The organism is Oceanicola sp. S124, assembly GCF_000220565.1.
Classification (GTDB): domain Bacteria; phylum Pseudomonadota; class Alphaproteobacteria; order Rhodobacterales; family Rhodobacteraceae; genus Pseudooceanicola.
Genome location: NZ_AFPM01000299.1, coordinates 1 through 21,345 on the forward strand (window position 1 = coordinate 1; position 21,345 = coordinate 21,345).

Annotated in this window: 19 protein-coding genes and 2 pseudogenes; 16 read left to right on the forward strand and 5 right to left on the reverse strand. The window is 68.1% G+C overall.

Annotated features, from left to right (window positions below):
- A pseudogene (locus OS124_RS25400) lies at nt 1-722 on the forward strand (cytochrome P450); the annotation flags it as partial.
- A 171-nt stretch (nt 723-893) separates the two neighbouring features.
- On the forward strand, nt 894-2,057 hold the full coding sequence (locus OS124_RS0120185; RefSeq protein WP_010141771.1) for a DUF2254 domain-containing protein: 1,164 nt from the start codon (nt 894-896) through the stop codon (nt 2,055-2,057).
- Here the strand turns inward: OS124_RS0120185 and OS124_RS25405 are convergent.
- The 4 genes and pseudogenes from OS124_RS25405 to OS124_RS27630 all read right to left on the reverse strand — a co-directional run bounded on the left by OS124_RS25405 (nt 2,054) and on the right by OS124_RS27630 (nt 6,259).
- Nucleotides 2,054-3,387: pseudogene (locus OS124_RS25405) on the reverse strand (HlyC/CorC family transporter). The gene OS124_RS0120185 and the pseudogene OS124_RS25405 overlap by 4 nt on opposite strands.
- 58 nt (nt 3,388-3,445) lie before the next feature.
- A complete protein-coding gene (locus OS124_RS0120195) occupies nt 3,446-4,411 on the reverse strand; it encodes a tyrosine recombinase (RefSeq protein ID WP_010141772.1) in 966 nt (321 codons plus the stop codon).
- A gap of 2 nt (nt 4,412-4,413) precedes the next feature.
- Nucleotides 4,414-6,120 (reverse strand): hypothetical protein, encoded by a 1,707-nt coding sequence (locus OS124_RS25410; protein ID WP_010141773.1) that lies wholly within the window; start codon nt 6,118-6,120, stop codon nt 4,414-4,416.
- Nucleotides 6,110-6,259 carry a hypothetical protein gene (locus tag OS124_RS27630; RefSeq protein ID WP_010141775.1) on the reverse strand — a complete coding sequence of 50 codons (150 nt, stop codon included), beginning with the start codon at nt 6,257-6,259 and terminating at the stop codon, nt 6,110-6,112. The genes OS124_RS25410 and OS124_RS27630 overlap by 11 nt, the downstream gene beginning before the upstream one ends.
- 132 nt (nt 6,260-6,391) lie before the next feature.
- On the opposite strand from OS124_RS27630, the gene OS124_RS0120210 reads away from it, so the two are divergent.
- The gene (locus tag OS124_RS0120210) at nt 6,392-6,937 is read left to right on the forward strand and encodes a shikimate kinase (protein ID WP_029375602.1); all 546 of its coding nucleotides are present in this window, start codon (nt 6,392-6,394) and stop codon (nt 6,935-6,937) included.
- Nucleotides 6,934-8,052, forward strand: coding sequence for a 3-dehydroquinate synthase (gene aroB, locus OS124_RS0120215; protein ID WP_010141777.1), 1,119 nt, complete (start codon nt 6,934-6,936; stop codon nt 8,050-8,052). The genes OS124_RS0120210 and aroB overlap by 4 nt, the downstream gene beginning before the upstream one ends.
- Before the next feature lie 153 nt (nt 8,053-8,205).
- Here the strand turns inward: aroB and OS124_RS0120220 are convergent, their stop codons facing one another.
- Nucleotides 8,206-9,255: an aromatic-ring-hydroxylating dioxygenase subunit alpha gene (locus tag OS124_RS0120220; RefSeq protein WP_010141778.1), complete on the reverse strand. Its 1,050-nt coding sequence runs from the start codon at nt 9,253-9,255 to the stop codon at nt 8,206-8,208.
- Between the two features lie 124 nt (nt 9,256-9,379).
- On the opposite strand from OS124_RS0120220, the gene OS124_RS0120225 reads away from it, so the two are divergent.
- The 12 genes from OS124_RS0120225 to OS124_RS0120280 all read left to right on the forward strand — a co-directional run.
- On the forward strand, nt 9,380-10,294 hold the full coding sequence (locus OS124_RS0120225) for a LysR family transcriptional regulator (RefSeq protein ID WP_010141779.1): 915 nt from the start codon (nt 9,380-9,382) through the stop codon (nt 10,292-10,294).
- Between the two features lie 157 nt (nt 10,295-10,451).
- Nucleotides 10,452-11,474, forward strand: coding sequence for an ABC transporter substrate-binding protein (locus tag OS124_RS0120230; protein WP_010141780.1), 1,023 nt, complete (start codon nt 10,452-10,454; stop codon nt 11,472-11,474).
- Nucleotides 11,475-11,501: 27 nt separating this feature from the next.
- Complete coding sequence (locus OS124_RS0120235; protein WP_010141781.1) at nt 11,502-12,287, forward strand: ABC transporter ATP-binding protein; 786 nt, start codon at nt 11,502-11,504, stop codon at nt 12,285-12,287.
- A complete protein-coding gene (locus OS124_RS0120240; RefSeq protein ID WP_010141783.1) occupies nt 12,284-13,057 on the forward strand; it encodes an ABC transporter permease in 774 nt (257 codons plus the stop codon). Before OS124_RS0120235 ends, OS124_RS0120240 begins: the two co-directional genes overlap by 4 nt.
- A gap of 154 nt (nt 13,058-13,211) precedes the next feature.
- Complete coding sequence (locus OS124_RS0120245; protein WP_010141784.1) at nt 13,212-13,724, forward strand: DinB family protein; 513 nt, start codon at nt 13,212-13,214, stop codon at nt 13,722-13,724.
- Nucleotides 13,725-13,758: 34 nt separating this feature from the next.
- On the forward strand, nt 13,759-14,754 hold the full coding sequence (locus tag OS124_RS0120250) for an MDR family oxidoreductase (RefSeq protein ID WP_010141785.1): 996 nt from the start codon (nt 13,759-13,761) through the stop codon (nt 14,752-14,754).
- A gap of 258 nt (nt 14,755-15,012) precedes the next feature.
- A complete protein-coding gene (locus OS124_RS0120255; RefSeq protein ID WP_029375604.1) occupies nt 15,013-15,441 on the forward strand; it encodes a universal stress protein in 429 nt (142 codons plus the stop codon).
- A 1-nt stretch (nt 15,442) separates the two neighbouring features.
- On the forward strand, nt 15,443-17,077 hold the full coding sequence (locus OS124_RS0120260) for a BCCT family transporter (protein WP_010141787.1): 1,635 nt from the start codon (nt 15,443-15,445) through the stop codon (nt 17,075-17,077).
- A gap of 276 nt (nt 17,078-17,353) precedes the next feature.
- Nucleotides 17,354-18,772, forward strand: coding sequence for a cryptochrome/photolyase family protein (locus OS124_RS0120265; RefSeq protein ID WP_010141788.1), 1,419 nt, complete (start codon nt 17,354-17,356; stop codon nt 18,770-18,772).
- 335 nt (nt 18,773-19,107) lie between these two features.
- Complete coding sequence (locus tag OS124_RS25415) at nt 19,108-19,554, forward strand: TrgA family protein (RefSeq protein WP_010141789.1); 447 nt, start codon at nt 19,108-19,110, stop codon at nt 19,552-19,554.
- A gap of 16 nt (nt 19,555-19,570) precedes the next feature.
- Nucleotides 19,571-20,692, forward strand: coding sequence for an NUDIX domain-containing protein (locus tag OS124_RS0120275; RefSeq protein WP_040607676.1), 1,122 nt, complete (start codon nt 19,571-19,573; stop codon nt 20,690-20,692).
- Between the two features lie 57 nt (nt 20,693-20,749).
- A partial coding sequence (locus tag OS124_RS0120280; protein WP_010141791.1) for a pyridoxal-phosphate dependent enzyme occupies nt 20,750-21,345 on the forward strand: 596 nt, incomplete at its 3' end.

Below are 21,345 nucleotides of genomic sequence, written 5' to 3' on the forward strand. Positions count from 1 at the left end.
CGGGCTGATCACCGCGCTGACAGAGGCACGGCCTGGCCGAGATCGCTGCCGGAACCGCGCCCGACGACCTGGCGACCAAGATCATGACCACCCGCGACCCCGAGACCGGAAAGACCTTCTCGACCGCCGAGATGGTCGACCAGGTGGCGATCTTCTTCCTGGCGGGGCACGAGACCTCGGCCTCGGCGCTTGGCTGGACGCTCTACCTGCTGGCGACCCATCCCGACTGGCAGCAGAGGCTGGCGGCAGAGATCGCGGCGGCGGGGGAGATCGGGTTCTCGGACCTCTCGAAGCTGCGCCTGACCCGGGATGTCTTCCGCGAGTCGCTGCGGCTCTATCCGCCGGTGCCGATGATGGTGCGCGAGGCGGCGCAGGACGAGCGGTTCCGCGACCGCGCGGTGCCGAAGGGCAGCCAGATCGTGCTCAGCCCCTGGCACCTGCATCGCCATGAGCGGATCTGGGAGGCGCCGGATGCCTTCGATCCGGCCCGCTGGCAGGGCGAGAACGGCCGGCAGGGCCTGCGTGAGGCCTATATCCCGTTCTCTGCCGGGGCGCGGGTCTGCACCGGGGCGGGCTTCGCGATGATGGAGGGCGTGCTGCTGCTGGCAGAGATCCTGCGCCGCTACAGGGTCGAGCCCGTGGCCGGACGGGTGCCCGAGCCGGTGGCCCATCTGACGGTGCGCAGCCGGACGGGGATCTGGTTGCGTCTCGAGGAGAGATAGCGGGCGTCTCGCCTGACCGGTCGCCGGTACGATGTCGCCCGGGGCCCCGGGCGCGGCGGTCTCCGGCGATCCCTCTCGCGGGCCCCAGCGGTCCGGGGCGGGGCACAAAGCGACAGCTGCCCTCTTCCCCCCTGTCCGCGATGCGCTAGCTTTGCCGCGAAGGAGACCCCGATGCTGCCATCCCTGTTCCGCCGCCTGCATGCCTTCTCCCGCCGCCTGCTGGTGCGTGTGGCCCTGATCACCGCCCTTGCCTTCCTGGCTCTGGCGCTGTCGAAGCTGGGCGCGCGCTTCATCCCGGAGGGGCTGGATCCGCTGGTCGGCGGCGAGGCCGTGGACAACATCCTGAAGATCATCGCCAATTCTATGCTGACGGTGACCACCTTCTCGCTGACGGTGATGGCGGCGGCGCACCGGATGGTCGCTTCGAGCTGGACGCCCCGGGCGCATCAGATGCTGTTGCAGGACACGGTGACCCATACGGTGCTGGCGACCTTCGTTGGAGCCTACCTCTTTGCACTCTCGGCAATCATCCTGCGCGACCTCGAGGTCTTCCAGGGCCGCGGGCTGGTGGTGCTGTTCGGGATGACCGTGCTTGTGGTGGTGCTGATCGTCGTGGCGATCCTGCGCTGGATCTCGCATCTGGAAATGCTGGGCAGCCTGATCAACACCGCGCAGCGGATCGAGGACAGCACCCTCGAGGCAATGCGGATGCGGCTCTGTCACCCGGCGCTCGGGGCTCATCCCCTCGACGTCGGGCGCATCCCGGAGGGCACGACCGAGGTGCGCGCCGATCGCAGCGGATATCTGCAACAGGTCTACCAGGACCGTCTTCAGGATGCCGCCGAGGCGCATGAGGCCCGGATCTGGCTGCTGCATCCGGTCGGTGGCTTCGTGCATCGCGGCGAGGTGCTGGCCCGCCTGTCCCGCAACGATCCGGCGCTGGTCGACTGCCTGCGCCAGAATGCGCCCCTCGGCAGCCTGCGCAACTTCGAGCAGGATCCCGGCTTCGGGCTGACCTGCCTGTCGGAAATCGGCGTGCGGGCCCTTTCACCCGGGGTCAATGATCCGGGCACCGCGCTGGACATGCTGCACCGGATCCTGCGCGTCTTTCTGGACACCGAGGGCGAGGCACCAGCGCAGGTGCGGCTGGACCGCCTCTACATCCCCAGGCTCGACCGCGCGGCGCTGCTGCGCCAGAACCTGCGCCCGCTGCTCAAGGACGGGGCCGGGCGCCCCGAGCTGGAAAAGCCCTTCGCCCGTGCGCTCGAGGCGCTCGCGGGTCAGGGCGATGCAGAGCTGGCTGCGGCGGCACGCGACCTGGCGGCAGAGCGCTAGGCGGCCACCAGCGGACGGATCTTCAGACGGGTCAGGCGGTTTTCCTTGCGCGCGGTGACTTCGAAGCGGAACCCGTGGAACGAGAAGACCTGGCCCACGGTGGGGATCATCTGGGCCTCGTGGATCACCAGGCCGGCGATGGTATTGGCCTCGAGGTCCGGCAGCGACCAATCGAGCGCGCGGTTCAGGTCGCGGATGGTCATTGCCCCGTCGATGACGAAGGCGCCGTCTTCGGTCCGCCGCACGGTATGTTCGGCCGTGGCCGGGTCGAACTCGTCGGTGATCTCGCCGACGATCTCTTCCAGGATGTCCTCGAGGGTGATCAGCCCCTGCAGGGCGCCGTATTCATCCACCACCAGGGCGAAATGGGTGCGCATGTGCAGGAACTGGCGCATCTGCTCGTCCAGCGAGGTGGTGTCGGGGATGAAGTAGGGAGCCATCATCACGTCCGACAGCTTGAAGCCGGTCAGCGCCTCGCCCGGGGTCTCGCCCTCGGTGGCGATCTTGTAGGTGGCGCGGAACAGGTCCTTGGCATGCAGGATGCCGACGATGTTTCGGGGTCATCTTCGTAGACGGGCAGGCGGGTGTGGCTGGAGTGCAGGCACTGGGCAAGGATCTCTTGCGGGGCGGCGGCGGCGTTGATCATCTCGATCCGCGAGCGGTGCAGCATGATTTCCTCGACCGTGCGGTCTCCGAGGTCCAGCGCGCCCAGGATCCGGTCGCGGTCCTCTTTTTCGACCACGCCTTCCGAGTGGCCGAGGTTCAGCGCCCCGGCGATCTCTTCGCGCACGGCCAGGATCTGGCTGTCGGGATCGGTCTTGACGCCGAAGACGCGCAGCACGCCGCGCACCAGCAGCCGCACCAGGCTGACCACGGGGGCGAAGACGGCGATGATCACCTTGATCGGTGCCGAGACCTTGCTGGCCGCCGTCTCGGCATTGGTGATGGCGTAGGTCTTGGGCAGCACCTCGGCGAAGATCAGCACCAGCATGGTCATCACCAGCGTGGCGATGGCGACACCGCTGTCGCCGAAGAGCGAGGTGAACAGGGACGTGGTCAACGACGTGGCCAGGATATTGACCATGTTGTTGCCCAGCAGGACCGAGCCGATCAGCCGCTCGTTGTCCTCGGTGATCTCCAGGGCCCGTTCGGCCCCGCGCGATCCCTTGTCGGCCTGGGCGCGCAGCTTGCCCCGCGATGCCGCCGTCAGCGCGGTTTCCGAGCCCGAGAAGAAGGCCGAGAAGACCAGCAGCAGCAGGATCGCCCCGGCGGTGATCCAGAAGGCGCTGTCTAGGGCGGCAAGCCCGGTCAAGGTCGTCGTGTCGTCCATGTCATCTCCCGTCCGTGAGGAGGGTTATGGGGGTGCGGAAGGGCAGGTTCAAGGGGGCTCACTTCACGCTGCGGGCAGCGGCGCGGCTGAGCGGATGGTGGTCCTCGACCAGCTCGCGCAGGCGGGCGTCGAGGACATGGGTATAGATCTCGGTCGTGGCAAGGTCGGCATGGCCCAGCAGGGCCTGGATGGCCCGCAGGTCAGCGCCGTTCTCAAGCAGGTGCGTGGCAAAGGCATGGCGCAGCCGGTGCGGGGTCACCTTGGCCGGAGGCACGCCAGCCGACAGGGCGACCTCCTTGATCAGGGCATAGAAGCGGTGCCGCGTCAGATGGCCGCCAGCGCTGCGCGAGGGAAACAGGTAGCGGCTTTCGCTGCCGCCCTTCATCCGCACCTCTGTCTGGGCGGCATCCCGCACGGCCAGCCAGTCCTGCAGGGCCGCCCGGGCAGGGTCGGACAGGGGCACCATCCGCTCTTTCCCGCCCTTGCCGAGGATCAGCAACATCTGCGGATCGCCCCGCGTGGCCGCGACGGGCAGCGAGACCAGCTCGCTGACCCGCATGCCCGTGGCGTAGAGCAATTCCATCAGGCAGATGTTGCGCAGCCTGTCGCCGCCGCCCCGGCCGACCTCTCCGGCCGCACGCAGCAGCGCGTCGACCTCCTCCATGGACAGCGTCTTGGGCAGGCTCTTGGCGCGTCCCGGGCCGCGGATCTGGATCGCCGGGTTCTCCGGGCGCCAGCCTTCCTCGAAGGCGAAGCGGTAGAGCTGGCGCAGCGCCGAGAGCCGCCGGGCGCGGGTGGCACGGGACAGGCCCTGGTCGTCGCAATGCACCAGGTAGGCTTCAATCTCGGGACGCTCTGCCGTGGCGAAGGCCTTGCCCTCGCCGGCCAGCCATTCGGCGGCGTCCTTCAGGTCGCGGCCATAGGCCAGCAGGGTGTTCTCGGCCGCGCCTGCCTCGGCGGCCTGGGCTTCCAGGAAGGCTGAGATCCAGTCATGGTCATGCGCCGGTCCGCCCGTTCCCGTCATCCCTAGCCCCGATCATCAAGCAGCAGCAGTTGCAGCGCCGCGGCGCGGGCGGTTTCCTCAAGGCCGATGGCGCGAAAGGTGGCCAGGGCCGGGGCGATGTCGGGCTGGTTGCCCTGCATGGCAAAGGTGTAGAGCTGCATCGCCTCCAGGATCGCCTCGCCGAGGCGGCCGGCGCCGATCAGCTCCTGGATGCGTTCTGGCGGGCGGGTCTCGGCGGCAAAGCCGCGCGCGACGATGCGGGCGCGATCCGAGGGCGCCTCGACCGCGGCGGGCTGCCCCTGGGCGAGGGCCAGCAGGAAGGCCTCGGTCGGGTTGCGCGCCTTGACCTCGCGCGAGAGGGTGGCGGCACCGGGAGCCAGCAGCAGGGCGCGGGTGGCGATCCGCCCGGCCTCTCCGGCGGCATCGGCATAGGAGACCAGCCGGTCGGCATAGAGCGCGGCGAAGGTGGTCTGCAGCCCGACATCCGACATGGCCGTCCAGGCCTCGGGCAGGGCTTCGATCACGCGGCCCGGATCCGGGCGCGGCACGGCGATGGCCGCATCGAAGTGCTGCACCGCCGCGACCCGGTCCCAGATCCCGCCCGAGGCCGAGGGCTGGCCACCCGAGTAAAGGCCCAGCAGGCGGTTCTCAGGCAGGGCACCAGAGCGGGCCAGCCGTTCGGCGGCCTCCAGCGCGGCCTTCCATCCGGCGCGCCCGCGCAGGTCGTAATAGGCATAGGCGCGGGGCAGGTCCGAGGTCGGCAGCGGCTCTCCGATGGCTTCGGACAGGCGGAACAGCAGCGGTGTCAGGTTGGCCGGTGGCGGCAGCGCAATCGCGGTGTCGTCCAGGTCGACATGCAGGAATCGGGTCAGCAGGCGCTCTTCCGAGGGCTCGAGCGTGCCGAGCGCGCTGGCGGTTTCCAGCAGCAGGGCGGCGGTTTCCCACTCGCGGTTACGCGCCAGGCAGAAGATGCGCACCGACTGGCTGGGCGCGACCTCGGGGTCGCCGGCCACGCGGCGACAGGGCTGGGTCTCGATCCCCGCCAGCAAGGACAGGTCGAACCAGCGCGAGAACAGTTCGGGGCTGCGGGTCTGCCCGGCGCGTTCGATCAGCGCCAGCCCCGGATCCAGCGCCCCCAGATCCGCCAGCTTGTCGATCCGCGCCAGCAGCAGGGGATCCCCGGCCTCGGGCTGGTCTTCGGGCGGATCGGCCTCGGCCAGCAGCAGGGTGAACAGCAGCGCCTGCATGGCCGGCAGCCCGGCCACGTCCAGCGCTTCGATGCGGCGGATCAGCGTCGCACTGTCCGAGCCCTGCCAGAGCGTCACCGGCAGGCCGGTCACCGAAGCAGGCAACAGCCCGACCGCCCCGGCGGTCGAGGCGCCCAGCGTCACCGTCCGCACCTCGGGCACCAGCGCCGAGGTCGCGATATCACTGGCCCCGGAAACACTGGCCCCGGGCGCAACCTGGGGCGAGATCCCGGCCTGGTTCAGCGCGTCCAGCCAGTCGATCGCCCCGATCGGTCCGCCGCCCGGCACGCCGGGGGTGACCTGCCCGGCACGGCGGTCCGGCTGGGTGACGGGGGTGGCGAAATCCATGTCGAAGCCCGCGCGGGGCTGCATCGTTTCCAGCCCGAACCCCTGGGCGAGCGCCGCCGACGGCAGCAGCGTCAGCGCCAGGCAGGCCGCCCGGAACCAAGGGGTCGGGACAAGGCGCGACAGGCTAGTCGGCATCCAGCACCAAGGGGGTCCGGGTCTCCTCGACCGGCGGCGCGAAGTCCGCGCCCAGCCAGGGGCCGACATAGGCATAGGCCACGAGGGCGATTCCCGCCAGGATGACGAGGAAAACCAGCCATTTGAGGATGCGGAGCATGTAGTTTCGGTCCTGTTTGCCTGTATTTGCCTCAAGTTATAACTGGCCTTTTGCGCAAGATCACGTCATTCAGGCGCGAAAGTTTTCAAATGGCAGTGCGGTGCCGAAGGGTCGGCTCCGTTCAGGGGTAAGATGGGCTGGAAGCTAAAGAAAAGCGTGGTGATGGTGGGGATGATGGGCGCCGGCAAGAGCGCCGTCGGACGGGCCACCGCGCAGCTTCTGGGCGTGCCCTTCCGCGACTCGGATGCCGAGATCGAATCCGCTGCCAACATGAGCATTGCCGAGATCTTCGCCCGTGACGGAGAGGATTTCTTCCGCCTCAAGGAACGCCAGGTCCTCGCCCGTCTGCTCGAGGAAACGCCCTCGATCCTGTCGACCGGTGGCGGCGCCTACATGTCGGAAGAGAACCGGCGGCTGATTTCCGCTCGTGGCACGGCGCTGTGGCTGGATGCGGACCTCGATCTGCTCTGGAGCCGGGTGCGCCACCGCGACACCCGGCCGCTGCTGCGCACGCCTGATCCCAAGGGCACGCTGCGCGATCTCTACGAGCGGCGCGTGCCGGTCTACCGGCTGGCCGAGATCCCGGTCCGGAGCCTGCCCGGCCTCTCGGTGCAGGACATGGCGGAAAAGGTGGTCGGGGCGCTCTCGACCCATGCAGATATCCTGGAGGCGGCATGAGCGACATCCTGCGCGAAACCCTGCGTGTCGAACTGGGCGCGCGCGCCTATGACATCGTCATCGGCCCGGGCCTGCTGGCCGAGGCGGGCCGGCATGTCGCCCCGCTGCTGCGCAGGCCGCGAGTCGCCGTGCTGACCGACGAGACGGTGGCCGGGCTGCACCTGGAGAGCCTGCGCGCGGGGCTTGCGGCAGAGGGCATAGAGATGGTCTCGCTGGCGCTGCCGGCAGGCGAAGCGACCAAGTCCTGGCCCCATTTCACCCGCGCGGTCGAATGGCTGCTCGAACAGAAGGTGGAACGCAGCGACGTGGTGGTGGCGCTTGGCGGCGGGGTGATCGGCGACCTGGCGGGCTTTGCCGCCGCCGTGCTGCGCCGGGGCGTGCGCTTCGTGCAGATCCCGACCTCGCTGCTGGCGCAGGTCGACAGCTCGGTCGGGGGCAAGACCGGCATCAACGCGCCTCAGGGCAAGAACCTGGTCGGCGCCTTTCACCAGCCCAGCCTAGTGCTGGCCGATACCGGCGTGCTGGCCAGCCTGAGCCCGCGTGATTTCATCGCCGGCTACGGCGAAGTGGTGAAATACGGCCTGCTCGGAGACGCCGCCTTCTTCGACTGGCTCGAACAGAACGGCCCGGCACTGGCCGCCGGCGACATGGCGGCCCGGGTGGCGGCGGTGACGCGCTCGTGCCAGATGAAGGCCGAGATCGTGGCCCGCGACGAGACCGAGCAGGGCGACCGGGCGCTGCTGAACCTCGGCCACACCTTCGGCCATGCGCTGGAATCGGCCACCGGCTACAGCGACCGGCTGCTGCATGGCGAAGGCGTCGCCATCGGCTGCGCCCTGGCCTTCGAGCTCTCGGCGCGCCTGGGCCTCTGTGCGCAGGAAGCGCCCTCGCGGCTGCGCCAGCACCTGCGCGCCATGGGCATGAAGGTCGACCTGTCGGACATCCCCGGAGAGCTGCCGGGCGCCGAGGCGCTGATGGCGCTGATGGCCCAGGACAAGAAGGTGGTCGACGGCAAGCTGCGCTTCATCCTGGCGCGCGGCATCGGCGAGGCCTTCGTGACCTTCGACGTCCCGGGCGAGGCCGTGCGCAAACTGCTGGATGACGCGCTGGCCTGAGCCGGGAAGGGGGCTTTGCCCCCCGCGCCGCTGGCGCTCCCCCCACAGTATTTCCAGCCATCGGATAGCCGCATGGCTGTCTCCATCCGATGGCCGGAAATACTGCGGGGGAGGCAGGCGCAGCCGGACGGAGGCAGCGCCCCCAACCCGGTCTCAGATCGCAGTGACGATGCCCAGCTCCTCGAGCCATTTCTGATACTGGATCAGCGGCAGGTCGCCGGGGCGGATCGGCAGTTCCACCTGGCTCCAGAAGGGTGGCAGGAGCCAGGGGCGCTGGCTTTCGATCACCGGCTTGTCCTGCTGGCGTACATGGGCGGCCATTTCGGTATAGGTCACGTCGCGGTCCGGGTCGGTGTCGTAGTCGCGGGCGAAGATCCAGAAGTTGCGGGTACGGTTCCAGTCCAGCGGGCAGGTGGCCAGCCAGATCACGTAGCGCCCGCCGGGGCTGTCCTTCACCAGCCGGATCACGTTGGGCATGCCGACGTAGTTGGTGTAGCGCAGCCGCACCGCGCCCTCCGTGCCGCCGCCGGTCATCAGCCCCGCAGGCTGCTCGGTCTCGTAGCTCAGCACCAGCTGGTTGTCCTCGCGCCAGACCGCGTGCTCGGGCGGCTCGGGATGATCCTGGCTGCCGAAGATGCCCTCGTGGACCCAGGGGAAATGGGTGTCGTCCAGCGTTCCCATGATCATCCGCGTCGAGGAGGTCGCCATCTCTTCCGCCTCGTTCAGGCGGATCTTTCGGAAGGTCGGGTCGTCGAATTCCGGGAAGGGGGGCAGGTCGTGGGTCGCCGCTTCGGCGAGGCAGACCCAGACCAGCCCGCAGGCCTCGCGCGCAAGATGGGCGGTCAGGTCGGCCGCGGCGGGGATCCTGCGCCCCTCGGGCAATTGCGGTATGCGCGCACAGCGCCCGCCGGCGGCGAAGGCCCAGCCGTGGTAGGGGCATTGCAGGGCCGGCTGCCCGTTGACCTCTACCACCTTGCCCAGCGACAGCCGCGCCTGGAAATGCGCGCAGGTGTCGGGAAAGGCCTGGACGCTTTGCCCCATGCGCGCCAGCACGAGGCGCTGGCCAAGCAGCTCGACCGCGACGGGCCGGTCCGTCAGTGAATCGGACGCGAGGACCGGGTGCCAGAAGGAGCGCATCCCGGCGCGGAAGCCCGCGATGGCCTCGTCGCTCGGGCGGTCTTCGGGAAGGGGGGCGCGGGCCATGGGCATCTCCTGGGCTGTGGTCCATTGGGTATGGCGGCGCAGAGGTCTCAGGAAAATTGCCGATTTGCGGTGAGATGCCTCGCAAAATGTGTACAGTTCGTGATGCAGCCAGAAGGAGATCGCCATGCACAACCGCGCCCTGCGCTACATCGATGCCGTGGCCCGGCATGGCTCGATCCGGGCGGCGGCCGAGGCGGTGAACGTCGCCCCCTCGGCCATCAACCGCTACGTGCTTGAGCTTGAAGCCGACCTTGGCGTGCCCCTCTTCGACCGGCTGCCGCGCGGCATGCGCCCGACGGCGGCGGGAGAGATCCTGCTGATGCACATCCGCGGCACGCTGCGCGAATACGACCGGGCGGTCTCGGAGATCGGCCAGCTGAAGACCGGCACGCGCGGTCAGGTGACCATCGCCTCGGTGGCCAGCCCGCTCTGGGGGCTGCTGCCGGCGGCGATCCATGCCTTTTCGCAGCGCTACCCGCGGGTCGAATTCCGGATCCGCGAGTTTCCCATGGATCAATGCGTGCGCGAGGTGGTCGAGGACCGCGCCGACCTCTGCCTGATCTTCAACCCGCCGCCGCGCCTGTCGCTGCGCCAGGTGGCGGCGGCGGATTTCCCGCTGGGGGTGATCGCCGCGCCGGACCATCCGATCGCGCAGCGCAAGACCGCCAAGCTGGATCACCTGCTGGGCTACGAGCTGGTACTGCCCGACGGGACCACCTCCATCGCGCGCGAGATCGACCATGTGCTGGAAACCCGCGACCTGCGGCTGAAGGCACAATTCGTGTCCTCCTCGGTGGCCTATATGATCGCCCATGCGGCAAGAGGCGGGGCGCTTGGCATCATGACGCCCGTCGGGATCGAGGACCACCTGCGCGACGGACGGCTGGTCTTCCTGCCGCTGACCGATGCCGGGATCCGGCCGCAGCGCCTGATCGCAGGGGCGGCGGATGCGGCGGTCTCGGTGGCGGCGGCGAACTTCTCGCAGGCCCTGCGGGGGCATCTGCAGGCCTGGGCGGAAAGCGGTGGGATGCCGGGGTGACGGACTGTACTGATTTTCAGTACGGTCTGACCCAATTTCTGCGCTGGATGTGATACGGACCCGGTGGTTTCCTGACCCTATCGCGCGCCGGCGGCCCGCCCGGATCGGGTGCGGCCGCTGGCTGCGTCAACGGAACAACCAACGGACGGGACACCTCATGTATCTGGGCAGCAAAGCCATTCCCCTGATCTCCGCCCTGGCCCTGGGCGCCAGCGCCCTTGCCGCGCAGGCCGAGACCGACATCAAGTTCGCCCTCGACTGGCGTTACGAGGGCCCCGCCGCGGGCTTCCTGCTGGCGCAGGACCTGGGCTTTTTCGCCGACGAGGGGCTGAACGTCACCATCGACACCGGCACCGGCTCGGTCAACACGATCCCGCGCGTGGCCTCGGGCCTCTATGACATGGGCTTTGGCGACCTCAACAGCCTGGTGAAGTTCCTCGACGAGGATCCGGCCCAGCCGGTGACCGCCGTCGGCATGGTCTACGACAAGCCGACCTTCGCCATCGTCGGGCGCAAGTCCCTGGGCATCACCGAGGATCCGAAATCGGTCGAGGGCAAGACCCTGGGCGCGCCGCCGCCGGATGGCGCCTTCGCGCAATGGCCGATCTTCCAGGAGGTTGCGGGCATCGACGCCAGCACCGTCACCATCGAGTCCATCGGCTTCCCGGTGCGCGAGCCGATGCTGGCCAACGGCGACGTGGACGCGGTCTTTGGCTTTGCCTTCTCGGTGATCCTGAACCTGAAGGCCCAGGGCACGCCGGACGAGGATATCGTCAACATCCTGATGGCCGACCACGGGCTTGAGCTTTACGGCAACGCGATCCTGGCCAACGAGACCTTCGCCGCCGAGAACCCCGAGGCCGTCACCGGCTTCCTGCGCGCCGTGATCAAGGGCTTCGCCGCCGCCATCGAGGATCCGGCCGCCGGTGCCGCTGCCGTGGTCGCCCGCGACGGCACGCTGGATGCCGCCGTCGAGGAAGAGCGCCTGCAGATGGCGATCGACATGAACATCGCCACCCCCTGGGTGGCCGAGAACGGCATGGGCGGCATCGACGCGGCACGTCTCGACGCCTCGCTCGAGGCGCTCTCGGGCCCGATGTCGCTGTCGGGCGAGGTGACGGCGGCGGATGTCTTCGACAGCGCCTTCCTGCCCGCCGCCGAAGACCGCATGCTGCCGTAAGGCGGCACGACCCGGAAAGACTGCACGATGCATCTTGTGAATATCGACGACGTGGAGATGCGGTACGGGGGCCCCGAGGGCACCCTGGCGGTCTCCGGGCTGAACGTGAAAATGGACCGCGGCGAGTTTGTCGCCGTGGTCGGCCCCTCGGGCTGCGGCAAGTCCACGCTGATGAAGCTGACCACCGGCCTTCAGAGGCCGCAGAAGGGCGCCGTGGTGGTGGCGGGACAAGAGGTGACCAGGCCGATCTCCATCGTCGGCATGGCCTTCCAGAACCCGATCATGCTGCCCTGGCGCACCACGCTCGACAATATCCTGCTGCCGCTGGAGATCGTCGAGAAGCACCGTCGCCGCATCCGCACGCATCGCAAGGAGTACATCGAACGCGCCGAGCACCTGCTGGAGCTGGTCGGGCTGAAGGGCTTCGGGCCGAAGTATCCCTGGCAGCTGTCAGGTGGCATGCAGCAACGCGCGAACCTCTGCCGCGCCCTGATCCACGAGCCCGAGCTGCTGATGCTGGACGAGCCCTTCGGCGCGCTGGATGCCTTCACCCGGGAAGAATTGTGGTGCGTTATCAGGGATCTGCACGCCGAAAGTGATGTGACGGTGATGCTTGTCACCCATGACCTGCGCGAAAGCGCCTTCCTTGCGGATCGCATCCTCGTCCTCTCGGCGCGCCCTGGCCGGGTGATCGCGGACCACCGCGTGCCCTTCGAGCGTCCGCGTGACCTGGATCTTCTTTTCGATAGTGATTTCAACCATCTCGTGCAGGATCTTCACGCAGAGATCGCACGGGCGAGGGATGCGGCATGAGCGGCGCGCGCAAGGGGCCGACCTTCATCCAGCTTGCCCCCTGGATCTATACCGCCGCGCTGTTCCTGCTCTGGGAGGGGGCGGTGCGCCTCTTCGCCCTGCCGGTGACCTTCCTGCCCGCGCCGACGCGCATTGCCGAGGCCATCGTGCAATACTGGGGGCCGATCTGGACCAATTCGCTGCAGACCCTCTACACGACCCTGCTGGGCTTCGTGCTGGCGATGGTCGGCGGGCTGGCCATCGGGCTGCTGATCGGCTGGTCGCGCTCGATCTACGCGGGGCTCTACCCGCTGATGATCGGCTTCAACGCCATCCCCAAGGTGGCCGTGGTGCCGATCCTGATCATCTGGTTCGGCATCGGCTCGATCCCGGCGATCATCACCGCCTTCCTGATCTCGTTCTTCCCCATCGTGGTCAACGTGGCCACAGGCCTTGCCACCATCGAGCCCGAGACCGAGGACATCCTGCGCGCCCTCGGCGCCAAGAAGATGGACATCATGATCAAGGTCGGTATTCCGCGCTCGATGCCTTACTTCTTTGCCTCTTTGAAGGTGGCGATCACCCTGGCCTTCGTCGGCTCGGTGCTGTCGGAAACGGTGGGGTCGAACACCGGGCTGGGCAACATGATGGCCGCCGCGCAGAGCCGCTTCAACGTGCCGCTGGTCTTTGCCGGGCTGGTGATGCTGGCGATCGAAGGGATCGTCATGTACGCGATCATGGCCTGGGTCGAGCGGCGGATGACGGGCTGGGCACACCGCTCGTCGATGTGACGGGCGCAGCTTTGGCCGACGCTTCGGCCGGACAGGTTTGACCATAAAGGCGGCGGGACCCGACAGGGACCGCCGCTTTTCCTTTGTGCCCTGAGGGGTTGCAATCGGGGCGGGGGCGCGCTGATATCCGGGCAGGACCAGACGGGAGGCCACGATGATCAGCCCCGACTACTGCCGCCGGATGGCGCGCTACAATGCCTGGCAGAACCGCCAGATGGGCAACGCCATGGCCGGCCTGTCGCCGGCCGAGCTGACCCGGGATCGCGGCGCCTTCTTCGGCTCGATCCTCGGCACGGCGAACCACCTCATCTGGGGCGATGCGACCTGGCTGTCGCGCTTCGCGGGCACGCCGAAACCGGTCGGCGGGATCAAGGAGAGCCCGGCCATGTTTGCCACCCTCGCCGAGTGGCAGGCCGAGCGGTTCCGGCTGGACGGACATGTCCAGGAATGGGCCGAGAGCCTCGGCTCGCTCGATCTGACGGGCGATCTGCGCTGGTACTCAGGCGCGGCCGGACGCGAGGTAAGCAAGCCCCTTGGCTTGCTGGTCATGCACTTCTTCAACCATCAGACCCATCACCGGGGCCAGATCCACGCCATGCTGACCGCCGCCGGCGCGACGCCGGGCGATACGGACCTGTTCCTGATGCCGGAGGGCGGGCGCGGCTGAAACTGGGGCCGTCATGGCCCGGAAAGGGAGAGAGATGTTCAAGGCACTGATCATGGAGAAACCGGAGGGGGCAGAGGAGGCCACTCCGCAGATCCGCGAGATTTCCGAAGAGGCGCTGCCGGAGGGCGAGGTGCTGGTCTCGGTCGACTATTCGACGGTCAACTACAAGGACGGGCTCTGCCTGTCGCCCTCGGGCGGGGGGCTGGTGCGCAAGTACCCGCATGTGCCGGGGATCGACTTTGCCGGCACGGTCGAGGCCAGCGAGGACGCGCGCTTTGCCCCCGGCGACCGGGTGGTGCTTACCGGCTGGCGCGTCGGCGAGGTGCACTGGGGCGGCTATGCGCAGAAGGCGCGGGTCAGGGCCGACTGGCTGGTGCCGCTGCCCGAGGGGCTGAGTACGCGGCAGGCCATGGCCGTCGGCACTGCCGGCTTCACAGCCATGCTGGCCGTCATGGCGCTGGAGGATCACGGGCTGAGCCCGGATAAGGGCGAGGTGCTGGTGACCGGGGCCGCCGGTGGCGTCGGCTCTGTCGCGACGGCGATCCTCGGGCATCTGGGCTATGAGGTCGCGGCCGTCACCGGGCGGCCCGAGACCTCCGACTATCTGACCGACCTTGGCGCAAGCCGCATCGTGCCCCGCGCCGAACTGGCCGAGACCGTCAGGCGCCCACTGGAAAGCGAGAGCTGGGCGGGCTGCGTCGATGCGGTCGGCGGCGAGATGCTGGCCCGGGTGCTGGGGCAGATGAAATACGGCGGCTCGGTCGCCGCCGTGGGTCTGGCGGGGGGCGCGACGCTGCCGACCTCGGTCATTCCCTTCCTGCTGCGCGGGGTCAACCTGCTGGGCATCGACAGCGTGATGCAGCCCTTCGAGAACCGCCAGCGGGCCTGGGCGCGGGTGGCGCGCGACCTGCCCATGGCAAAGCTCGAAGAGATGATCCGCTCGGCGGTGCTGGAAGACCTTCCGCGCCTCGGAGCCGATATTCTGAAAGGCCGGGTGCAGGGCCGCGTCGTCGTCGACCTGAAAGGCTGAACCTGCCGAAACCTCTTGAAAGGCCCTGCAACTGCGGGGCCTTTTGGCGTGCAGGACAGGCGGAGCAAGCCATTTGCAGCGCAGCGAAGGCCATGAACGACATTGATCATGTCGCTTTTGGTCAAAAAGACAGCGTGCTGCGCCTAGGCAAACGGCGCCGTCGCCCTAGTCTTGACCTTGGGGCGTGACTGCCCCCGCAGCGGTCCGGGACGTGATCCCGCAAAGAGGACCCTGCGCCGGAACGAGAAGGAGGTCATGATGTACACCAGAGTAATGGTGCCGGTGGATCTCGCCCACAAGGACAAGCTTGGCAAGTCGCTGGAGGTGGCGGCGAAGCTGGCCGCGACCTTCGGGGCCGAGCTTGTCTTTGTCGGCGTCACCTCGGCACTGCCCGGATCCCTGGCGCATACGCCGGATGAATACGCGCGCAAGCTTGATGCCTTCGCGGCAGAGCAGGGTGCGGCCCATGGGGTCCCGGCCCGGGGGCTGGCGCGGATCGGCCATGACGTCATCGCCGACCTCGACGCCGCCCTGCTGGAGGCGGTCGGGGAAACGGGCGCCGACCTCGTGGTCATGCAGAGCCATGTGCCCAATATCACCGACTATGTCTGGCCGTCCCATGGCGGCCACCTTGCCCGGCACGCCAAGGTGTCGGTGCTGATCGTGCGAGACGGGAAGGAAGAGTGACATGAGCGACATGGACGAACAGGGTATCCCCGCCCCGGAGGGCGCTGCGGATATCATCGAGACCGAATACGAGATCGGTCAGGACAATATCGACGGACAGGTCGGGCCCTTCGGCTTCGACATCCACAACCCGGTCTTCCTCGTCTCGGGGCTGGCAGTGGTGGCCTTCGTCTTCTACACACTGGCCCTGCCAGAGCAGGCGGGATCGGTGTTCAACTGGCTCTTCGGAGCGGTCACCAAGGGCTTTGACTGGTTCTTCCTCGGCGCGGCCAACATCTTCGTGCTGTTCTGCCTGTACCTGATCGTCTCGCCCCTCGGCTCGGTCCGGCTGGGCGGGGCGGATGCGACGCCGGATTACACCTATGTCGGCTGGTTCGCGATGCTCTTTGCCGCCGGCATGGGCATCGGCCTGATGTTCTACGGTGTCTCCGAGCCGATGAGCCACTTCTCGAGCGCCTTCGGCGGCGTGGCCAGCGAAGGTGGGGCGCGGACCGACTGGGCGCCGCTCGGCGGGGCCGGAGGCGACGAGGCCGAGGCGATCCGGCTGGGCATGGCGGCGACGATCTTCCACTGGGGCCTGCACCCCTGGGCGATCTACGCGGTGGTGGCCCTGGCGCTGGCTCTGTTCAGCTACAACAAGGGCCTGCCGCTGACCATCCGCTCGGCCTTCTACCCGATCCTCGGGGAACGGGTCTGGGGATGGTGGGGCCATGCCATCGACACGCTGGCGGTCTTCGCCACGCTCTTCGGCCTTGCGACCTCGCTCGGCTTCGGGGCGACACAGGCCAATGCCGGCCTCAGCGAGCTGTTCGGCATACCGATCAATGACACGGTCGAAGTGCTGCTGATCTCGGGCATCACCTCGGTCGCACTGATCTCGGTGCTGCGGGGCCTCGACGGTGGGGTGAAGATCCTGTCCGAGATCAACATGGGGCTGGCCTTCCTGCTGCTGCTCTTCGTGCTGATCGCGGGGCCGACCCTTGCCATCCTGTCGGGCTTTGCCGACTATCTGGTGGCCTATGTCGAATACCTGCCGGCGCTGGCCAATCCGGTCGGGCGCGAGGACGTCAACTTCATGCAGGGCTGGACCAGCTTCTACTGGGCCTGGTGGATCTCCTGGAGCCCCTTCGTCGGCATGTTCATCGCCCGCGTCTCGCGCGGCCGGTCGGTGCGCGAGTTCGTCATCTGCGTGCTGCTGATCCCCTCGATGGTCTGCGTGCTGTGGATGTCGGTCTTTGGTGGCGTGGCGATCCAGCAGGTGGTGCAGGATGGCTATACCGCCGCGCAGGATGCCGAGTTGCCGCTGCAGCTGTTCAAGATGCTGGATGCGCTGCCGCTGGCGGGGATCACCTCGCTGATCGGCATCGTGCTGGTGATCGTCTTCTTCGTCACCTCCTCGGACTCCGGTTCGCTGGTGATCGACACGATCACCGCCGGGGGCAAGGTCGATGCGCCGGTGCCGCAGAGGGTGTTCTGGTGCGTCTTCGAGGGCGCGGTGGCCATCGTGCTGCTGCTCTCGGCGGGCGGGCTGGCCTCGCTGCAGTCGATGGTGATCTCGACCGGGCTGCCCTTCACCGTGGTGCTGCTGCTGATGTGCTTCGCCATCTGGCGGGGCCTGCGCGCCGAGCGCGGCTGAGGACCGGCAGGGAAGGCGGCGCGGGGCCTTGCTGCCCCGCACCGCGACGTAGAGCGTGGCGCGCGCCCCTGCGGGGCGCGCGTTTCGCCTTGTGCGAGGTTGCTGCGGCGAGCTGCGGCATGCACAGGCGGTGCCTCTGCCTCGGCGGGCCCGCCCCGGGAGGCAGTGCGATGCCAAGGGGGCTCCGCCCGCCACCCACCCGTGTCTTTCAGCCGCGAGCAAGGGATTGATCTGCCCGGCATCGGGCTACGTACAGCCCTCGCAAGAGGAGAAAAGATGACCAAGCCCTGCCTGCTCTGGATCCGGCGCGATCTGCGCACCACCGACCACGAGGCCCTTGCCGCCGCCTGCAAACGGGGCGGCCCGGTGATCCCGGTCTTCATCCGCGACGACAGCGTGACCGGCCTTGGTGCGGCACCGGCGCTGCGGCTGGACCTGGGCCTTGCCGCCTTTGCCGCCCGGTTGAAGGAGAAGGGCAGCCGGCTGATCCTGCGCTCGGGCAATCCGCTGGAGGTGCTGCGCGACCTGGCGAAAGAGACAGGGGCCGGGGCAGTCTACTGGCAGCGCCTCTATGACCCCGCGGCCATCAAGCGCGACAGCCGGGTAAAGACCGCGCTGCGGGAGGACGGGCTGGACGCCGAGAGCTTCGCCGGCCACCTGCTGTTCGAACCCTGGACGGTCGAGACCGGGCAGGGCGGCTTCTACAAGGTCTACTCTCCGTTCTGGAAGGCGGTCAGGGGGCGCGATGTGGGGCCGGCCCTCAGCGCGCCCTCGGACATCCCCGCCCCCGACGCCTGGCCCGACAGCGAGGCGCTGGCGGACTGGCAACTCTCGGCGCCGATGCGGCGCGGGCGCGCGGTGGTCGCAGCCCATGTCACACCCGGAGAGCAGGCGGCGCAGCAGCAGCTGGCGCTCTTTGCCCGGGATCGCATCGCCGACTACAAGGACCAACGCGACTTTCCCGACCGCGAGGGCACCTCGGACCTGTCGCACCACCTGACGGTCGGAGAGATTTCCCCGCGCCAGTGCTGGCACGCGGGCTGGCGGGCGCTGGAAGAGGGCAAACCCGGGGCCGAGACCTTCCTGAAGGAGGTCGTCTGGCGCGAGTTCGCCTACCACCTGATGTATCATTCGCCCCATATCCTGACCCGCAACTGGCGCGAGGACTGGGACGGGTTCGACTGGCGCGAGGAGGACGACGCGCGCGTGCTGGCCTGGAAACAGGGGCGCACCGGCGTCGCCTTCGTCGATGCTGCCATGCGCGAGCTGTTTGTCACCGGGCGGATGCACAACCGGGCGCGGATGATCGTCGCCTCTTACCTGACCAAGCACATGCTGGTGCACTGGAAGATCGGCCAGGCCTGGTTCGAGGACTGCCTTGTCGACTGGGACCCGGCCTCGAACGCCATGGGCTGGCAATGGGTGGCGGGCAGCGGGCCGGATGCCGCGCCCTATTTCCGCATCTTCAATCCCGAGACACAGGCCGAGAAGTTCGACCCGAAGGCGCGCTATCGCCGTCGCTGGCTGGCCGAGGGGCAGAGTGATCCGGGACCGGAGGCGCTGTCCTTCTACGAGGCGGCGCCGCTGTCCTGGGGCCTGTCGCCCGGGGATGCGCCGCCTCGGGCGCTGGTCGATCTCAAGGCCGGGCGCGAGCGGGCGCTGGCGGCCTATTCCTCGCTGAAGGAGCAGGGGTGAAGGAAGGTTTGGGGAGAGTTATAAGTATCTGAATTAAATGGAAAATGAATGGATCTTAACGTGACGCGTGAGCTGTCTTCACCCGCATATTCCTCCGCTCAGGCTCGGGCGTCTTCACGGCACAAATTGCGGCAGGGCGCATAGCGGCTCAGCCTGCGGATGAGTTGAGTCGTCACCTGAACTGACGTGATTAAGCATTGTATATCAACTCTATAGCCACTTCATCTCTTGTTTCACGCGAGCGTCTTGCCCAGACCCCCGGCCCTGACGGTTCTTGCCAAGGGTGGCCTGACAATGCGACATCCTTCGGGACGGGCATTGGAACGAGGGCAGGCATGTTCACCATGGGAAGGGTGACCGCGGCAGCGGTGCTGGGGGGAACCGGATATCTGGTCGCCACCCAGGTCATGGCGGTCTGGGACGAGGAGATGCGGTTCGGCTATTTTCCCTGGGTCAGCCTCGGCCTGGGGCTCTGGGCCGGATGGCAGATCACCGGGCGCCGGGCAACGCGTCATGTCGGCCCGGGTCTGGCGGCGGCCTACGGGCTGACCGGGATGGGGCTGATGCTTCTGGCGGGGCTGTTTGTCTTCTGTGGCAACGAAGCGCTGCGCAAGGCTCTCAGGCGGCGCTACGACGACCCCATGGAAGCGATCCTCGATATCCTGCCGATCGCGGCGGATTGGGGGGCGAACCTGCTGCATCCGCATATCATCGCGACCCTGCTGGCCGGTGGCCTGATGGCGGGGGGCCTGGCCCGCGCCGTCGACCGGATCTGGAAGTGAGACGAGAGCCATGGGCATGACGCTTTTCATCTACGGTCCCCTCTGCATCCCGGTGATGATGCAGATCGTCGCGGGCTGTCGACCTGTCGAGGAACCGGCGCGGCTGGAAGGCTATCGTGTCGCTCCGCGTCAGCCCGACGGCGTGCCGCTTCTGGTGCAGGCGCCCGGGGCCACTGCCGAGGGCTTGCTTCTGCGCGATGTCTCCGAAGAAATCGCGGACCGTATCGCGCATTACGCCGATGCCCATGGGCTGGAACCGGTGTCGATGCTGGTCGAAGGCCCCGCCGGTCCGCTGCGCGCCCTGGCGTTTCGCGGCGAGCCGGGCCAATGGCCGGTGGCGGCCGGCAACTGGTCGGCAGAGAGCTGGGCCGCGGCCGGAGGCGAAGAGGCCTGCCATGCGGCGCATGAGGTGATGAAACTACGCGGGCGCTATGCCGGCGAAGCCCTGCGCTTTCGGCTGAACCAGATCCGCGCCCGGGCCGCGGCCCGGGTGACGGCTCTGCATGAGACGGTGCCCCATGTCCTCGGGCGCGGCCCTTCGGACCCCTGGGTCGAAGAGATCGGCCAGCGCGACGATCATGCCGGCTGGTTCTTCACCCGCACCTACGATTTGCGTCATCAGAGCTTCGCCGGACGGCCCTCGCCACAGATCCGCCGCGAGGTGCTGCTGGCGCCCGACGCGGCAATCCTTCTGCCCTATGACCCGCTGCGCGACCGGGTGCTGCTGGTCGAACAGTTCCGCATGGGGCCCTATGCCCGTGGCGAGGCGCTGCCCTGGATGCTCGAACCAGTCGCCGGCCGCGTCGATCCGGGAGAAACCGCAGCGCAATGCGCCCGTCGCGAGGCCCGCGAAGAGGCAGGACTGGATCTGCATGACCTGCTGCCGGTGGCGAAATGCTATCCGACTCCGGGATGCAGCACCGAGTTTTATCACTGCTTCGTCGGCCTCTGCGACCTGCCCGAGACGGCCCCGGGACGTGGTGGGCTGGCCGAAGAGGACGAGGATATCCGGACCCATGTCCTGCCATTCGACCGGGCGATGGAAATGCTTTCCTCGGGCGAGGCCAGAAACGCGCCGCTTATCCTGTCACTGCTCTGGCTGGCGTCCAAGCGTTCCGAGTTGCGGGGCGCCGCTTGAGTTGACCTGCCGCCACGGATACATCTGTGGCAACAAGAGTTTGGAAGGACATCCCCGATGCATATCGCTCAGGATCTGGCCCAGGCGGTCGGCAACACGCCCCTGATCAAGCTGCGCCGCGCCAGCGAAGAGACCGGCTGCACCATTCTGGGCAAGGCGGAGTTCCTGAACCCCGGCCAGTCGGTCAAGGACCGCGCCGCGCTGTTCATCATCAAGGACGCGGTTGCCCGCGGCAAGCTGGCGCCGGGCGGCACCATCGTCGAGGGCACGGCCGGCAACACCGGTATCGGCCTGGCGCTGGTCGGCGCCTCGATGGGCTTCAAGACGGTGATCGTGATCCCGGAAACCCAGAGCCAGGAGAAGAAGGACATGATCCGCCTGGCCGGGGCAGAGCTGGTCCAGGTGCCCGCCGCGCCCTACCGGAATCCGAACAATTACGTGCGCTATTCGCAGCGGCTGGCCGAAGAGCTTGCCAAAACGGAACCGAATGGCGTGATCTGGGCCAACCAGTTCGACAACGTCGCAAACCGCCGGGCCCATATCGAGACCACCGGCCCCGAGATCTGGAACCAGACCGACGGCAAGGTCGACGGCTTCGTCGCCTCGGTCGGCTCGGGCGGGACGCTGGCCGGTGTCGCCATGGCGCTGCAGCC

What these genes read in the sequence shown, in the direction of transcription:
- OS124_RS0120185 (WP_010141771.1), top strand. Translation starts at nt 894, where the DNA reads ATGCTGCCATCCCTGTTCCGCCGCCTGCATGCCTTCTCCCGCCGCCTG.
- OS124_RS0120195 (WP_010141772.1), bottom strand. Translation starts at nt 4,411, where the DNA reads ATGACGGGAACGGGCGGACCGGCGCATGACCATGACTGGATCTCAGCC.
- OS124_RS25410 (WP_010141773.1), bottom strand. Translation starts at nt 6,120, where the DNA reads ATGCCGACTAGCCTGTCGCGCCTTGTCCCGACCCCTTGGTTCCGGGCG.
- OS124_RS27630 (WP_010141775.1), bottom strand. Translation starts at nt 6,259, where the DNA reads ATGCTCCGCATCCTCAAATGGCTGGTTTTCCTCGTCATCCTGGCGGGA.
- OS124_RS0120210 (WP_029375602.1), top strand. Translation starts at nt 6,392, where the DNA reads ATGGGCTGGAAGCTAAAGAAAAGCGTGGTGATGGTGGGGATGATGGGC.
- aroB (WP_010141777.1), top strand. Translation starts at nt 6,934, where the DNA reads ATGAGCGACATCCTGCGCGAAACCCTGCGTGTCGAACTGGGCGCGCGC.
- OS124_RS0120220 (WP_010141778.1), bottom strand. Translation starts at nt 9,255, where the DNA reads ATGGCCCGCGCCCCCCTTCCCGAAGACCGCCCGAGCGACGAGGCCATC.
- OS124_RS0120225 (WP_010141779.1), top strand. Translation starts at nt 9,380, where the DNA reads ATGCACAACCGCGCCCTGCGCTACATCGATGCCGTGGCCCGGCATGGC.
- OS124_RS0120230 (WP_010141780.1), top strand. Translation starts at nt 10,452, where the DNA reads ATGTATCTGGGCAGCAAAGCCATTCCCCTGATCTCCGCCCTGGCCCTG.
- OS124_RS0120235 (WP_010141781.1), top strand. Translation starts at nt 11,502, where the DNA reads ATGCATCTTGTGAATATCGACGACGTGGAGATGCGGTACGGGGGCCCC.
- OS124_RS0120240 (WP_010141783.1), top strand. Translation starts at nt 12,284, where the DNA reads ATGAGCGGCGCGCGCAAGGGGCCGACCTTCATCCAGCTTGCCCCCTGG.
- OS124_RS0120245 (WP_010141784.1), top strand. Translation starts at nt 13,212, where the DNA reads ATGATCAGCCCCGACTACTGCCGCCGGATGGCGCGCTACAATGCCTGG.
- OS124_RS0120250 (WP_010141785.1), top strand. Translation starts at nt 13,759, where the DNA reads ATGTTCAAGGCACTGATCATGGAGAAACCGGAGGGGGCAGAGGAGGCC.
- OS124_RS0120255 (WP_029375604.1), top strand. Translation starts at nt 15,013, where the DNA reads ATGTACACCAGAGTAATGGTGCCGGTGGATCTCGCCCACAAGGACAAG.
- OS124_RS0120260 (WP_010141787.1), top strand. Translation starts at nt 15,443, where the DNA reads ATGAGCGACATGGACGAACAGGGTATCCCCGCCCCGGAGGGCGCTGCG.
- OS124_RS0120265 (WP_010141788.1), top strand. Translation starts at nt 17,354, where the DNA reads ATGACCAAGCCCTGCCTGCTCTGGATCCGGCGCGATCTGCGCACCACC.
- OS124_RS25415 (WP_010141789.1), top strand. Translation starts at nt 19,108, where the DNA reads ATGTTCACCATGGGAAGGGTGACCGCGGCAGCGGTGCTGGGGGGAACC.
- OS124_RS0120275 (WP_040607676.1), top strand. Translation starts at nt 19,571, where the DNA reads ATGACGCTTTTCATCTACGGTCCCCTCTGCATCCCGGTGATGATGCAG.